Below are 14,975 nucleotides of genomic sequence, written 5' to 3' on the forward strand. Positions count from 1 at the left end.
AGGGCCGCCCATGTCGGTCGATATAGCCACGTATGTCCACGATCTTGCCGTCGAGGCCAAGGCCGCTTCTGCCGCGCTTGCCACGGCGAGCGATGCCCAGCGCCAGGAGGCCGTGCGCGCCATGGCCGCGGCGCTGCGCGACGGTGTCGATTGCATCATTGCCGCCAACGAGCTCGATATGTCTTCCGCGCGCGATGCGGGCACCTCGGCCGGACTGCTCGACCGCCTGCTGTTGACGCCCGAGCGCGTTGACGGCATGGCCGCCGGCCTGGAGAAGCTCGCTGAGCTGCCCGATCCCGTGGGCCGCGTGCTCGACCATCGCGTGCTTGCAAGTGGTGTGGACCTTACGCGTGTGACTGTGCCGCTGGGTCTGGTTGCCATGGTCTACGAGGCACGTCCCAACGTGACGGCCGACGCCGCGGGCATCTGCATCCGCACCGGCAACGCCTGCATCCTGCGCGGCGGTTCGCTGGCGTATCACTCGTGCGCCATGATTGCCGAGCTGCTGGCCGATGCGCTTGAGGCCCAGGGTTTCCCGCGCGAGGCAGTGTCGATGATCGAGTCTACCGACCGCGAGGCCACCGGCGAGCTCATGAAGCTCCGCGGCATCGTCGATGTGCTCATTCCGCGTGGCGGTGCGGGCCTGATTCAGCGTTGTGTACGTGAGTCGCTCGTACCGGTGATCGAGACGGGCACGGGTAACTGTCACATCTACGTGCATGAATCCGCCGACTTTGATAAGGCGCTCAACATTATCGTCAACGCTAAGACGCAGCGCGTGGGCGTGTGCAATGCCGCCGAGTCGCTGCTGGTCGACCGCGCCGTGGCAGACACGTTTTTGCCCGCGGCTGTGGCTGTGCTGCACGACCACGGCGTGCTCATTCACGGCGACGAGGCCACGTGCGCCGCATGCGCCGACGCCGGTCTTGCCGAGGGCGACGACTACGTGGCCGCGACCGAGGAGGATTGGGGCCACGAGTATCTGGCGCTCGAGATGAGCGTGAAGGTCGTGGCGGACGAGGATGAGGCCATCGCGCACATCAACCGCTACGGCACCATGCATTCCGAGGCCATCATCGCCGAGGACGCGGACGCTTGCGAGCGCTTTTTGGATGAGATCGATGCCTCGGCCGTGTATGCCAATGCCAGTACGCGCTTCACCGACGGCGGCGAGTTTGGACTGGGCGCCGAGATCGGCATCTCGACCCAAAAGCTCCACGCCCGCGGCCCCTTTGCCGCCGAGGCCCTCACCACCTACAAATACAAGCTCCGCGGCACCGGCCAGGTCCGCCCCTAAACCTCTCGTAAGCAAAAACCACCACGAAGGGGACAGGCACCTTTGTGGTGGTTTTTGCTTCCTCGCGCATTCGTTCGTTGCTCAAGTGTATCTAAGCATATTTTCGTTAAGCAATAGATGGCATTTCGGCAGGTGGGCGGCATAATCGGTGAATAGATTCTCGCCGCTTTGCGTGCGTCGCGGGGTTATTTTTGACATGAGAGCAAGGAGATGCCCATGTCAAGAAAACCTCGGCAGAAATCGCAGATTGGCCTATATCACATTACGATGAGGGGCAACGGCAAACAGCTTCTATTTGAGGATGATGCAGACAGGGGGCGGCTGTTGTCGCTTGTCCGGTCGTCGTTATCGAGGTTCAACGTCAAACTTATTGCTTGGTGCCTGATGGGCAATCACGTGCATCTTGTCGCGAGCGATCCCGATGATAACGTAAGTGAGTCCATGCACCTTGTCATGTCTTGCTACGCAACATGGTATAACCGCCGGCATGGGCATGTCGGCCACGTTTTTCAGGATAGATTTTCGAGCACTCCCATTTCGAGCGAGGAACATCTTCTCGATGCTATTCGATACGTGCATTTCAATCCGCAAAAAGCCGGTATTTGTCCGTATGGCGAGTATCGATGGAGCAGCCATCTGGATTATGCTGAACGCGACCCAGCTATTGCGACGGTCGATTTGGCGTTTGTTCGCCTTGCGTTTCCGCGCGCTTGCGACTATCGGGCCTTTATGGACGCATCCGATGTCGTGGTTGTTCGTCCGTCAGCGGGTGGGCGCATCGATGAAGATGAAGCTTTAGATGTGGGGATATCGCTGGTTCGCTCGTTTGGGCTGAGTGAGTTTTCCGATGTTAAAGCCCTCGATAAGGCCAAACGAAATGAGATTTTGGCTGCGATGCGGAGCGCCGGCCTTTCGATCCGTCAGATTCAGCGCCTGACGGGTGTAGGGGAGTGGTCGATTCGCAAGGCAGGTTAGCTCGTTCTGATGCAAACAAAAACCACCACAAAGGTGCCTGTCCCCTTTGTGGTGGTTTTAGTGTTAGGCCTGGAAGGTGTCGCGATCGGGAGCGAAGGACTGCATGGCCGCGATGGTGCGGTCAAAGAGCTCGGGGAGTTCCCAGCCCAGCATCTCGGCGCCCTGCGAAATCACGTCGCGCGAGCAGCCGGCGGCAAAGCGCTTGTCCTTGAACTTCTTCTTGAGCGACTTGGTCGTAAAGTCCATGACGCTCTTGCTCGGTCGCATGATGACGGCAGCTCCGATCAGGCCGGTAAGTTCGTCGCAGGCAAACAGGATCTTCTCCATCTGCAGCTCGGGCTTGGGCAGCGAAGTGTTGAAATCGGACGTGTGCGACTGAATGGCACGGATGAGCTCAGGAGAGGCACCTTCGCCTTCGAGGATCTCGGCAGCGTAGATGGTGTGGTTCATGGGGTCGTCCTCATGCTCCTCCCAATCCAGGTCGTGGAGCAGGCCGACGATGCCCCAGAACTCCTCGTTCTCGGGGTCGAACTCGCGCGCAAAGTAGCGCATGGTGCCCTCGACGGTTTCGCCATGGGTGATGTGGAACGGATCCTTGTTGTGCTCGTTGAGCAGTTCGAATGCGCGGTCGCGGGTGATTCCGGCGGTAAGCGACTCTGCCATAACAGACTCCTTGTGCTCGTGGGTATCGATAAGATTGAATACTACTAGAACAAGAAAACCACCACAAAGGTGCCTGTCCCCTTTGTGGTGGTTTTGGCGTGGGCAGGTTAGTTGAGGGCGGCTTGGGCTAGGCGGGCTTCGGCGGCCTCTTCGGTGACGCCCAGGGCCACGGCGAACTCCTCTATAGAGCGGCGCTTGGCCTCCTTGAGCACACGCATGTAGTAGGAACTGGGCTTTTTATCAGCTTCCTCGGCCTGGCGAATGCGGTGCATCATGGTTTTTGCCACGCGGACCGTCTCGGGCGCGCCCAGCTTGAGCTGCTGCTTAAAGTGCGTCTCCTCAAGCGAGCTGTTGCGCTCGGTAAAAGTGTCGCACTCCAGCTCGTCGTAGTGGCTCAGCAGGTGCTCGGCATCCTGCTGAGAGATGGCGGCGTGCAGACGGTCGGCTTGCGCCACGGGGTACATGAGGATCGTCTGCGCATGTCCCTGCTTGGTCTCGAGCAGCAACATGGGCTGCGGCGTGTCGTCCCTAAAACCGACGACGGTGCAGACTCCCTGGCCCGGATGAATGACGTGTTGACCGATTGAGAACATGCTACCTCCAGCTTATACGAATTTGCGTATGTCTAGAATACCACGCTGACGTGCGCAAACCATCGCTTTATGCAGGAAAAGCACACAATTCCGATAGGTAAGAGTATTCGATATTCCGAGCAGCTCATGAACGTGTTTATGCATTTTCGGCAGGTGCACAATCAGCAGGCAAACCGCCATCTTTGAGTGGCCCTGTGCGAGCTGTAGTCATTTTTGTGCATATGCAATATCGATTAACTTTACCCTGCGACAGTAGCTACCGCTTGTGATAGAGTGCTACAAACTCTGGCTTTTGCCCTACGAGTGACCAAGAGCTCGGGGGCTTTAACACAAGGAGGATCTATGCCCGAGAAGATTGAAGAGCTGGTACGCGCTGCGCTTGCTGCGGCCCAGGAGGCCGGCGACCTTTCCGCATTTGAACTTGATGATTGCGCTATCGAGCGACCGGCCGACACTTCTCATGGCGAGTGGACCTCCACCATGGCCCTGAAGTCCGCCAAGCTGGCCCACTGCGCCCCGCGCAAGATCGCCGAGGCCGTCGTTGCCCATATGCCCGAGGACCCCGCGATTGAGAAGGTCGAGATCGCCGGTCCTGGCTTTATCAACTTCTACCTCTCCGTCGCCGTCAAGAACGCCATCTTTGGCGAGGCCCGCGAGAAGGGCATGGACTTCGCTAAGTCCAACGTTGGCGGCGGCCTGAAGACCCAGGTCGAGTTCGTTTCCGCCAACCCCGTCGGCCCCATGCACATCGGCCATGGCCGCTGGGCCGCGCTGGGCGACTCCCTCTGCCGTGTTATGGACCACGCCGGTTACGACATCCAGCGTGAGTTCTACATCAACGACCATGGCTCTCAGATGAACACCTTCGGCAACTCCATCAGCACGCGCTATATGCAGCTTGCCGATATCATTGCCAAGCAGGGCGTTGATATCGACGAGGCTCACAAGCTGCTGATCGCCGACCGTGACGCCTTCGTTGCCGACGAGAACGACGAGCATCCCGAGACCCATCCGTACCAGGACAACTTTGCCGAGACCCTGGGCAAGGACTCCTACGGCGGCGACTACATCATCGATGAGGCTGCCGAGTTCTGGCGTACCGACGGCGACAAGTGGGTCGACGCCGATCCGCAGGAGCGCATGGAGAGCTTCCGTGAGCGCGGCTATGTGAAGATGGTCGACAACATGCGCGACCTCTGCCACGCCGTCAACTGCGACTTCGATCGTTGGTACTCCGAGCGCTCGCTGTATGTGAAGGACACCGAGGGCGAGACCGCCGGCACCTCTGCCGTCGACCGCGCTTTTGAGAAGCTCGACAAGATGGGCTACCTCTACACCAAGGACGGCGCCCTGTGGTTCCGTTCCACCGACCTGGGCGATGACAAGGACCGCGTCCTAATCAAGTCCGACGGCGAGTACACCTACTTCGCCTCCGACGTTGCCTATCACTGGGATAAGTTCCAGCGCGTTGACCACGTCATTGACATCTGGGGTGCCGACCACCACGGCTACATCGAGCGCGTCCGCTGCGTCTGCGATGCTCTTGGCTATCCCGGCAAGTTTGAGGTTCTGCTGGGCCAGCTCGTCAACCTGCTGCGCAACGGCAAGCCCGTCCGTATGTCCAAGCGCAAGGGCACCATGGTGACCCTGCAGGAGCTCGTCGACGAGGTCGGCTCCGATGCCGCTCGCTACACGCTCATCTCCAAGAGCTCCAACCAGATGGTCGACTTCGATATTGAGGCCGTTAAGAAGCGCGATAACTCCAACCCGGTGTACTACGTGCAGTACGCTCACGCCCGTGTGTGCTCCATCCTGCGCCGTGCCGCTGACGTTACGCCCGAGCAGGCTGACGAGATGGGCATGAAGGCCGTCGCCGCCAAGGCCATCGGTGAGAACGTCGATTACTCGCTGCTGACCGACCCGACCGAGCTCGCCCTTTCGCGTAAGCTCAACGAGCTCACCGACCTGATTGCCAGCTGCGCTCGTGATCGCGCCCCGTTCCGTCTGACGCATTTTGCCGAGGAGCTCGCCGGCGACTTCCATAGCTTCTACGCTGCCTGCCAGGTGCTGCCGAGCGAGGGCCGTCCCGTCGACCCCGAGCTTTCGCGTGCCCGTCTGGCCGCTTGCGACGCCGTTCGCGTGACGCTCGCCCTGGTGCTCACCCTCGTTGGCGTCTCCGCGCCCGAGCAGATGTAATCTGCGGTTCATTTGACCGTGTAGGTTCGGCTTTGCTGAGCTCTATAAGCCCGATCTCCATGCGGAGGTCGGGCTTTTTGCGTTTGGCGGGGCTTTTTGGCGTGTTGGAAAATGCTACAAAAAAGCAACTATACCGCTTTACGGGGCTGAATCGCTGCCTAGCGACCATAGCGACAGCAGTGAAAATAAAACCGCAGGTAGACGGCTTGCCGAATATTAAAAATGCAGGGTATGGTTGGCTTGCGCCGTTCTTGCACCGTAATCCGCCATAGTTTTGAAAATGACCCCTTGGGGACGGAGGAAAACGGATCATTTATGTCCCGGGGGAGAGCGGTACGAAACCGTCCGCCACGAATCGGGCTTATCTACTACGTTTAGTCGCATACCCCGAACCATGTCGAAAGGCGCGATATTAAAACCGCAGGTAGCGGGATTGCGATTTTAGGAAGACCGAGGGAATGGTCAGGGGTCGCGGGCCAAACGTAGTAGATAGGCGTGATTCGTAGCGAGTCGATCCTGGGACTGACGATTCTGCTCCCGTGTCTCGTGGTCACCACGATCTTTGGGGGCTCGGCTGGCCTCTCCATATAAGTTGCAGTGGAATAGTTCCTGTTTGGGGCGGCTGCCGGATTTTTCAGGAGCGCTTTCACCGCAACTTAAGAGAGCTGGATTTCGCCGCCCGCGGCTTTGTAAAGAGTGCCCCTTTTGACTAGTCGTTTAAGAACGTCCTCAATGACTAAGTTGCAGGTGGCGGCGGTTGTGTTACACTAACGCTGCGTAGTTGACGCAATCATCTCGATACAGATCAATGATGTCCGTCGTTTTGAACGGAACTAGACTGTTTAGCCGCCCTGAAGGTTTATGCAGGGAGCATGTGATCACAGGGCTTGAAAAGAAAGTTGAGCAAACACTGTGTCTGATCAACAGCAAGAAAACGAAATAACGACGACGCAGGCCGCTCCCGCTGCACCGGTTGCGTCGGACCAGGTCACGGCGCCCGCGCAAGCCTCGGCTCCTGAGACGCCCAAGGCTGCTTCGACGCCTACGCCTACAGCGGCTGAGAAGGCCGTGTCTGCAACTAGTGAGGAGGCTGCTCCGGCAAAGCCCAAGCGCACGCGCCGCACGGCCAAGCCTGCCGCTGACGGCGAGGAGGTCACCAAGCCCAGGCGCCGTACCACGCGCACGACGCGCGTCAAGCGCACCGTTGCAACTGACTCCTCGGCGCCGATTTCCGATGAGGTCGCGCAAGCACGTGCGTTGGCGCAGATTAGCGAGGCTCAGGTGGTGCGTGCCCGCCGTCGTGCTGCCGAGCGCGAGGCCGCGGCTCTGACCGAGCTTGCAGCTCCGTCTGTGCCCGAGACGTCTGCCGCCACCGAGACCCCTGCCTCCGACCAGCCGACCGAGAAGCCGGCACCGCGCACACGCCGTCGCACGGCTGCTAAGGCAGAGCAGGTTGCCGAACAGGTAACCCCCGAGCTCACTGAGGCTTCGGTCCGTTCCGCGGCAGGGAAGGGCGCATCGCCTGCTGAGCCTGCTGTGCCTGTCGAGGCCGGCGAAGTTCCCGTTGTCGATCCGGCTTTGCGCCCGCACCGTCGCGGTCGCAAGCCCAAGGCCTTCGTCGAGGCCGAGAAGGCCGCAGCCGCAGCCGCCGCCGCTCGGGATGCTGCGGCGACCGCCGAGTCTGCAACCGCTGCCGACGCGCCCGTCCAGGATGCTACGACTTCCGAGGCCGCTCCCGCCGATGCCGAGCCCGCCGACGTCCGTCCCGGTCGCAGCCGTCGCACCGCTGCTAAGCGCACGTCCAAGGCTAAAGCCGCTAAGAAGGGCGCGTCCGAGGATTCCGCCGAGACGACCGCCGATGCATCGACTGATGTCGCCGAGCCTCAGGACGTCGAACAGCCTGCGTCCGAGAAACCCAAGCGCGGCCGTAAGAAGTCCGCTAGGGCCAAGGCCGCCGAGCAGCAGGCTGATGTCGAAGCGCAGGTCGATACCGGCGCCGAGGCCAATGACGCCGCCGCGGCCAATGCTGACACCGCCGCAACCGATGGCACCGCGCCCGCCGAGGGCGAAGACGGCGCTCGCCCCAACCGTCGCCAGCACAAGCGCAACGACGAGCGCAACGAGCGCAAGGATGACCGCAACAACGACCGCCGCAACCGCCAGCGAGATCGCAAGCAGCGCAACAAGGAGCGTAATGCCGCTCCCACCGAGCCCACGCTTTCGCGCGAGGAACTCGCGGCCATGAAGGTCGCCGAGCTGCGCGAAAAGGCCAAGGAGTTCGAGATCGAGACGACCGGCAAGAAGAAGGCCGAGCTCGTCGAGGAAATCTACACCACCGCTGCGAAGGCCGAAGGCTTCCGCGACATCAAGGGCATTCTGCAGATTCGCCCGGACAGCTCCGGCATCATCCACGCCCATGGCTACATGAAGTCCAACGACGACGCCTTCGTGCCTGCCTACCTCATCCGCTCCGCGCGCCTGCGCACGGGCGACGTCATCGAGGGCTCGCTGCGTCCTTCGCGCGGCGGCGACAAGCGCGCCGGCCTCGCCAAAATCACGACCGTCAACGGTCTGGACCCCGAGCAGATTCGCAACCGTCCCAAGTTCGGCGACCTCACCCCGGTCTATCCCAACGAGCCGCTGCGCATGGAGCACGGCAAAGACTCCATTACCGGTCGCGCCATCGACATCGTGTCGCCGATCGGCAAGGGTCAGCGTGGCCTGATCGTGTCCCCGCCCAAGGCCGGCAAGACCACGATCCTCAAGAAGATCTGCCAGTCTATCTCGATTAACAACCCCGAGGTGCACCTCATCTGCCTGCTCGTCGACGAGCGCCCCGAAGAGGTCACCGATATGCAGCGTTCCATCAAGGGTGAGGTTGTGGCGTCGACCTTCGATATGCCCGCCGACAACCACACTCGCGTGGCAGAGCTCGTCATCGAGCGCGCCAAGCGCATCGTGGAGCTGGGCGGCGATGTCGTGGTGGTGCTCGACTCCATTACGCGTCTTGCCCGCGCCTACAACTTGGCGGCGCCCGCCTCGGGCCGCATCCTTTCGGGCGGCGTCGATTCGGCGGCCCTGTATCCTCCCAAGCGCTTCCTGGGCGCAGCCCGTAATATCGAGAACGGTGGCTCGCTCACCATCCTGGCCTCTGCCCTCATCGACACCGGTTCCAAGATGGACGAGGTCATCTTCGAGGAGTTCAAGGGTACCGGCAACATGGAGCTTAAGCTCGACCGCGACCTGGCCGACCGCCGCATCTTCCCGGCTATCGACCCCGTTGCCTCCGGTACGCGCAACGAAGACCTGTTGGTCGACGAGCAGATGCGTCCGTTTGTCTTTGGTCTGCGTCGCATTCTTGCCGGCATGAACAACACCGAGCGCGCAGCCGCGTCGTTTATCAAGGGTCTTAAGGGCACCAACACCAACCAGGAGTTCCTGGTGCGTTCGGCCAAAAAGCACAGCGACTACGAGCAGACGTTCTAGGTTGTCATCCACGCGCAGCGATAGTCATCAATGCGATAAAGGGTCGGGGCTTTGAGCCTCGGCCCTTTTCCATATCGCCGCTCCGCGCTTATTTTTGACCATAAGACTGGCAAGCAGCAGGTTTCCCGTTTCAATCCGACATCGTCGCTTGCAATCGACAGGGCGGTTTCGCATAATAGCTTTTAAGCTTCGCGACGGAAAACGCAGATGAAACGAACCATATACCGTTGCTTTGGGACATAGCCCCGCTTCATCTTCTCTCGCGCAGCCAACTGAATGATGCGATTTGGGTGCTGGAAGATGGGGAGAGCTCATGGCTTCTTCTGATGCAACACAACGAGCAGTCCTTGCAGGACTTTCGTGCGGGATCGGCCTTGCCGCTCCCGTGGTTATGTATGCCGCGACGCTGCCGTTTTCGTCGGTGAATGAGACGGTCGTGGCGGGTGCGGTTCCCTTCGCCGTGGGCGCGGTGGCGGGCGTGGGCATCTATGCCGCCTCGCTGGGTATCTCCGAGTATCGTGCGCAGCGTGAAGAGCGTCTGTTCCAGCCCGATGCCATGGGCGGTGCCGCCAATCTCAATCAGCATCAAAGCGAGTTCAAGACCGCCTCGATTCCAGCTCAGCAGCAGGATGCGACTCCTTACGCTGCGGCTTCTGCTTCTCAGGCTCAGGCGGAGCAGTCTACCTCGGCATTCCTTTCCGGCCTGACCGGTGCGTTCCAGCGCCGTCATGCCGATGATGGTGTCCCTACCATCGCTCGAGCCGCAGATGCTATGGACGAGGCGGAGGCTTGGTCCATGATCGACAGTATACTCGACGACGATTCGCCGGTGAGCTGCGACCCTGCACGCTCGCGCGACGTCTATCAAGTCGCCATCGACGAGCTCACCAATGGCGGGCAGACTGGCTCCTTCAATCGCGATGACATCGCCGCCGCGGCACGTGCCGTGTCTGGCTCCCAGGCCGCCCCTGCGGGCAGCACGGCGGCTTTCGTGGCGCTCGTTGCCAACGCCGCAGCCAATAACGCCTGCAGCGCCACCTCGGCGGACGTGAACGCTTCTGCCGATAATTCGTACGTTGATGAAGCCATGGCCGCGGATGAGGAGGCCGTTGCCGCCCGCCGTGCCGCCGAAAGCTCGCTTTGGGGCGCTCCTGCCCAGCAGCACGCGGCTGAGGCTGCGCCGTACAACGCAAACCTCGCCAGCATGCCTATCATCTCCGGTGCTGCGGGCATCGATCTCGATGACCTCGATGAGCCTGCAGCCATCACCGCATCGATTGATGCCCAAGATCGCATCGACACCGGCGACCTTCCGGACGCCTCGCTCGAGGTTGATGTCCCTATGGCCGACTACTCGGGCCACGAGAACATGTGGGCCGCCGCCACCGCGATTCTGGATGAGATCGACGAGCCTGCTCCTGTTGCGGCCCCCGCTCCCGTCGCTGCCCCTCAGCTTGCTGCCCCCGCCTATGTCGGCCGTCACAGCGCTGTGTTCCCCGAGGATACCGCCCGTATCTCGCGCGAGAGCATCGAGCGGGCCGAGGCTATTGCCGCCGGCATTATGGAAAATCGTCGTCACGAGCGCGTCAATCAGATCCTAGAAGAAGAGATCGAGCGCCTGCAGTCCTCTACTGCCAAGCGTACGGGCCGTGCCTATCTGAGCGTTATCGAGGGCGGTACCGCCAGCTTCGCGCCGCTCCGCGCGGAGGCATAACTTCTGCATGGTTAAGATCAATCGAAAATGGGCGGTCGTGACCTGCCTGATGGCACTCTTGATCTGGGGCAATTCGCTGGTTCCCGGCTCGGGGTCGGGCTCGCTGAGCCTGACGGTCATGGAAGCTATCCGCGGTTTCCTGCACGGCGTGGGACTTCCATATGCATGGGTGACCAACTTTGTTGTTCGCAAGTGCGCGCATTTTACCGAGTATATGGTGCTCGGCATCCTGGCAACGCATGCGTTTGATTTTGAGGGCCGGCGCACCTTTGACGTGCTGCTGCCCACGGCGGTGTTCCTGCTGCTGATTCCCTCGATCGACGAGACGATTCAACTCTTTGTGCCGGGACGCGCCGGCATGATCACCGATGTGATGATCGACTGCTGTGGAGCGGCAACGGGCGTTGTGCTCCGATATCTCTTACGGTCGCTGATGTGCGCCAAAAAGGCCGCCTAGGACGTATTGTTTGGTCCTAGGCGGCCTTTTTTATTTGGGGGTTTATATGAGGCGTGGTGGCGTTGTTCCGTAGGTCGGATTTGCCGGGCGTGCCACGCCCCGTGGGTGCGTCTGCTACTGAAGCGCCTGTGCGCCCAGGGCCAGGCAGCCCATAATGCCCTGCTTGCCCTCGAGGCTGTTGTTGACGATGTAGTTATCGATGTCGGCCATCTCGGGCGTGACGATGTAGCCGTTGAGCATCTCGGCGCACTTCTTGCGCGCGAGCGGCACGATGGGGGTGTGGTCGGCCACGCCGCCACCGATGACGATCTTCTGCGGCGCATAGCACAGGATGTAGGTCATGAGTGCCTGCGCCAGATAGCCGGCGAGCAGGTCCATGGCCTCCGGGTCATCGGCCATCTCTCCGGCGCTCTTGCCATTCCAGCGCTTTTTAACACCGGGGCCGGCGATGAGGCCCTCGAGGCAGCTGTCATGGAAGGGGCAGGCGCTGTGCTCGCCAATGGTGTCGCGCGGGTCGCGCGTGACCAGGATGTGACCGGCCTCGGGGTGCATCATGCCGTGCACAAGCTGGCCGCCCGAGAGCACACCGGCGCCCACGCCGGTGCCGATGGTCAGGTAGACCACATCGGTGAAGCCCTGAGCGCAACCAAAAGTGACCTCGCCCAGGCAGGCGACGTTGACGTCGGTATCGTAGCCGCAGGGGATATTGAGCTCGTTTTGGATGCTGCCCAGCAGGTCAAAGTAGCGCCATGCCGTCTTTGGGGTCTCTAGGATCTTGCCGTACTGCGGCGAAGCGGGGTTGACCGCGGTGGGGCCAAACGCGCCGATGCCCAACGCGGCGATGCCCTTGTTCGCAAACCACGCGTTGACGGCCTCGACGGTCTCCTGTGGAGTCGTGGTCGCGATCCGCTCGCGCTCTAGGACCGTACCGTCCGCATAGCCCGTGGCGCAGACCATCTTGGTGCCACCGGCCTCGAGCGCTCCGATAAGCTGCTGCTCTGCCATAATGTTCCTCTTTCTGGGACGAGTTGCTCCTTCTCTAAAGTATAACGCTCTAAACCATTTAAGAAAGCGCTATAAAAAGAAGCTTCGCAACGCGGCAGGCGGTGCGGCGCTTCTTTGGTTACTGTAGCCGCCCGTCCGTCCTTACCCGCGTGGCTCGATTTTATCACGCAGGGACTTGAGGTTTTCGAGTGCGGCGATAAGCGTTTCGTCGCGCTTGGCAAAGTGGAGGCGAATTAGATGGTTGACGGGCTCGCGGAAGAAGCTCGATCCGGGAACAGCGCCCACACCCACCTTAGACGCGAGGTCCTCGCAGAAGTCGAGGTCGCTGTCATAGCCAAACTCCGAGATATCCATCATCACGTAGTAGGCGCCCTGCGGCACGTTATGCTCAAGACCGATGCTGTCGAGTCCCTGGCAGAACAGGTCGCGCTTGGCGGTATAGAGGTCAAGGACCTCATCGTAATAGCTGTCGTCGAAGTTGAGGGCGGTGACGACGGCTTCCTGCAGGGGAGCGGCGGCACCCACGGTGAGGAAGTCGTGGACCTTCTTGATGCGCTCGGTGATCTGGGCTGGGGCAATGGTGTAGCCCAGACGCCAGCCGGTGATGGAGTACGTCTTAGACAGTGAGCTGCAGCTGATGGTGCGCTCAAACATGCCGGGCAGCGTGGCCATATAGACGTGCTCGTGGGGCGCGTAGACGATGTGCTCGTAGACCTCGTCGGTGATGCAGTAGGTGTCGTACTTTTTGCAGAGGTCGGCGATAAAGGTGAGCTCATCGCGTGTAAAGACCTTGCCGCAGGGGTTGGAAGGGTTGCACAGGACGATGGCCTTGGGGTCGTTGTCGCGGAAGGCCGCCTCGAGTGTCTCGCGGTCAAAGTCGAATGTGGGCGGGTTGAGCGGCACGTAGATGGGCTCGGCACCCGAAAGGATCGTGTCGGCGCCGTAGTTCTCGTAGAACGGCGAGAAGATGACGACCTTGTCGCCGGGGTTGGTGACCGTCATCATGGCGGCCATCATGGCCTCGGTGGAGCCGCAGGTGACTACGATATTCTCGTTGGGGTTCACCGGCATGCCCATAAAGTGCTCCTGTTTGGCGGCGAGCGCCTCGCGCATGGCCTGGGAGCCCCAGGTGATGGAGTACTGGTGATAGAGCGGCTTGGGGTCGCTGGCGATGGCGCTGAGGCTATCGAGCAGCTGTGCCGGGGGATCGAAGTCAGGGAAGCCCTGCGACAGGTTGACGGCGCCATACTTATCGGAGATGCGCGTCATACGGCGGATGACGGAATCGGTAAACGTTGCCGTGCGGTTGGAGAGTTCTTTCATGCTTGTCCTTTCGAACTTCAGGGTGGGGCAAGTTTACTCCTATGAAACCGGTGGGATTTGCTTGAAATGGTCTCGAACTACTCTTTTCAAAATTCTTGAAAATTGGGGCTTGCATCGCGTGGCGTTCCTTGCAATAATAGTCGAGCGCGAAGCGCACAGGACACGGTGGGTGTAGCTCAGTTGGCTAGAGCGACGGGTTGTGGTCCCGTAGGTCGAGGGTTCGAGTCCCTTTACCCACCCCAGTTCTTGCTTCGTGTTGATATCGGGTCGTTAGCTCAGTTGGTAGAGCAGGGGACTCTTAATCCCAAGGTCCAGGGTTCGACCCCCTGACGGCCCACCACACGATATCTCCTCTAAAGTCCGCCACAACGGACTTTATCTTTGGGTCGTTAGCTCAGTTGGTAGAGCAGGGGACTCTTAATCCCAAGGTCCAGGGTTCGACCCCCTGACGGCCCACCCAAAGCAAGTTAAGACGGTCAACGAAAGTTGGCCGTCTTTTTTATTAACCTCGCATGGGGTCGAGCCCGTCGGGGCGCGAAGCTGAGGAAATGCATGAGCATTTACCAGCGCAGCGCGCAAGGCGCAAAGCGCCGCAGCGGCCGCCTGCGCAGCAGGCTGACCCCCTGACGGCCCACCCAAAGCAAGTTAAGACGCTCAACTTCGGTTGGCCGTCTTTTCTATTAACCTCGCACGGGGTCGAACCCGAAAGGACACAGCCCCTTTCGCAGATCGAGTCTACCCTGGGGATCGGTAAAACCGGCGCGTCTGCACGGCGAAGTACGCCTGTGCGAGCGCGACTTCCGGCTTGTTTGGGTCCCCGTTTTGGGCGATTAAATAGCATGCGTAGCGCGTTAACTTATAGTCTTTGACTGCTTTTTGTCCTATTCCTGTAGGTACTTTTTTGCTGGTTTCAACAAAATAGGAATCAACAGGCATTTCATTGACTTCACACGATGCCATTGCCCTCTTAATTGCAGTCTCAAAATTGCGCCATTGGGCGTATCCGAGGGGTTCCATTAAATCGCGTGCGAGCCAATACTCAACGCCGTCTTCCATATTGGCGTAGCTATCAAGTTCGACACGCCACTTCTCGATATCTCTACTGTCCATATCTCCTCCTCGCTGGTCTATTGTCTATGCGGGCTTTGTCCGCTCTGTATTCAGATTAAGGATATGCTGCCGTGCGGACACGAATGGGCCCCGTGACACTTTGAGCTCACGGGGCCTATAGATATCGATTAACTGTGCTCTGTTTTAGATGGGTGT

General features: G+C 60.2%; 11 protein-coding genes and 3 tRNA genes. 9 read left to right on the forward strand and 5 right to left on the reverse strand.

The genetic code is table 11. The annotated features are described in order from the left end of the window. The first annotated feature begins 10 nt into the window (after positions 1-10). Together DXD49_RS07480 and DXD49_RS07485 are read left to right on the forward strand one after the other, a co-directional pair. Entirely contained in the window at positions 11-1,297 is a 1,287-nt protein-coding gene (locus DXD49_RS07480) for a glutamate-5-semialdehyde dehydrogenase (RefSeq protein ID WP_117735605.1), read from the forward strand. A 216-nt stretch (positions 1,298-1,513) separates the two neighbouring features. Continuing rightward, positions 1,514-2,272, forward strand: coding sequence for a transposase (locus DXD49_RS07485; RefSeq protein WP_158564876.1), 759 nt, complete (start codon positions 1,514-1,516; stop codon positions 2,270-2,272). A 63-nt stretch (positions 2,273-2,335) separates the two neighbouring features. Here DXD49_RS07485 and DXD49_RS07490 read toward each other — a convergent pair whose 3' ends face one another. Both DXD49_RS07490 and DXD49_RS07495 read right to left on the reverse strand, forming a co-directional pair. Further along, positions 2,336-2,935: an HD domain-containing protein gene (locus tag DXD49_RS07490; protein ID WP_117743969.1), complete on the reverse strand. Its 600-nt coding sequence runs from the start codon at positions 2,933-2,935 to the stop codon at positions 2,336-2,338. A 107-nt stretch (positions 2,936-3,042) separates the two neighbouring features. Continuing rightward, the gene (locus DXD49_RS07495; protein WP_006235480.1) at positions 3,043-3,528 is read right to left on the reverse strand and encodes a CarD family transcriptional regulator; all 486 of its coding nucleotides are present in this window, start codon (positions 3,526-3,528) and stop codon (positions 3,043-3,045) included. 342 nt (positions 3,529-3,870) lie between these two features. On the opposite strand from DXD49_RS07495, the gene argS reads away from it, so the two are divergent. The 4 genes from argS (at position 3,871) to DXD49_RS07515 (ending at position 11,381) form a co-directional block, all read left to right on the forward strand. Then, positions 3,871-5,724 carry an arginine--tRNA ligase gene (argS, locus tag DXD49_RS07500; RefSeq protein ID WP_099431884.1) on the forward strand — a complete coding sequence of 618 codons (1,854 nt, stop codon included), beginning with the start codon at positions 3,871-3,873 and terminating at the stop codon, positions 5,722-5,724. A 912-nt stretch (positions 5,725-6,636) separates the two neighbouring features. Next, positions 6,637-9,210, forward strand: coding sequence for a transcription termination factor Rho (gene rho / locus DXD49_RS07505; protein ID WP_233541770.1), 2,574 nt, complete (start codon positions 6,637-6,639; stop codon positions 9,208-9,210). A 313-nt stretch (positions 9,211-9,523) separates the two neighbouring features. Further along, positions 9,524-10,924, forward strand: coding sequence for a hypothetical protein (locus DXD49_RS07510; protein WP_147347840.1), 1,401 nt, complete (start codon positions 9,524-9,526; stop codon positions 10,922-10,924). A gap of 7 nt (positions 10,925-10,931) precedes the next feature. Continuing rightward, positions 10,932-11,381 carry a VanZ family protein gene (locus DXD49_RS07515; RefSeq protein ID WP_117735610.1) on the forward strand — a complete coding sequence of 150 codons (450 nt, stop codon included), beginning with the start codon at positions 10,932-10,934 and terminating at the stop codon, positions 11,379-11,381. A 114-nt stretch (positions 11,382-11,495) separates the two neighbouring features. On the opposite strand, the gene DXD49_RS07520 is transcribed toward DXD49_RS07515, so the two are convergent. Together DXD49_RS07520 and DXD49_RS07525 are read right to left on the reverse strand one after the other, a co-directional pair. Next, positions 11,496-12,386, reverse strand: a complete 891-nt coding sequence (locus tag DXD49_RS07520; protein ID WP_117743885.1) for an ROK family protein — start codon at positions 12,384-12,386, stop codon at positions 11,496-11,498. Between the two features lie 141 nt (positions 12,387-12,527). Beyond that, positions 12,528-13,709, reverse strand: coding sequence for a pyridoxal phosphate-dependent aminotransferase (locus DXD49_RS07525; protein WP_117794635.1), 1,182 nt, complete (start codon positions 13,707-13,709; stop codon positions 12,528-12,530). Between the two features lie 165 nt (positions 13,710-13,874). Here DXD49_RS07525 and DXD49_RS07530 point away from each other — a divergent pair. From DXD49_RS07530 to DXD49_RS07540, 3 genes are all read left to right on the forward strand, one after another. After that, a tRNA-His gene (locus DXD49_RS07530) sits at positions 13,875-13,951 on the forward strand. Between the two features lie 22 nt (positions 13,952-13,973). Then, a tRNA-Lys gene (locus DXD49_RS07535) sits at positions 13,974-14,049 on the forward strand. Between the two features lie 43 nt (positions 14,050-14,092). Further along, positions 14,093-14,165: transfer RNA gene (locus DXD49_RS07540), tRNA-Lys, on the forward strand. A 279-nt stretch (positions 14,166-14,444) separates the two neighbouring features. Here the strand turns inward: DXD49_RS07540 and DXD49_RS07545 are convergent. Beyond that, complete coding sequence (locus DXD49_RS07545) at positions 14,445-14,819, reverse strand: BRO family protein (RefSeq protein WP_233541771.1); 375 nt, start codon at positions 14,817-14,819, stop codon at positions 14,445-14,447. Between the last annotated feature and the right edge of the window lie 156 nt (positions 14,820-14,975).

The organism is Collinsella sp. TM05-38 (assembly GCF_003466445.1).
GTDB lineage: Bacteria > Actinomycetota > Coriobacteriia > Coriobacteriales > Coriobacteriaceae > Collinsella.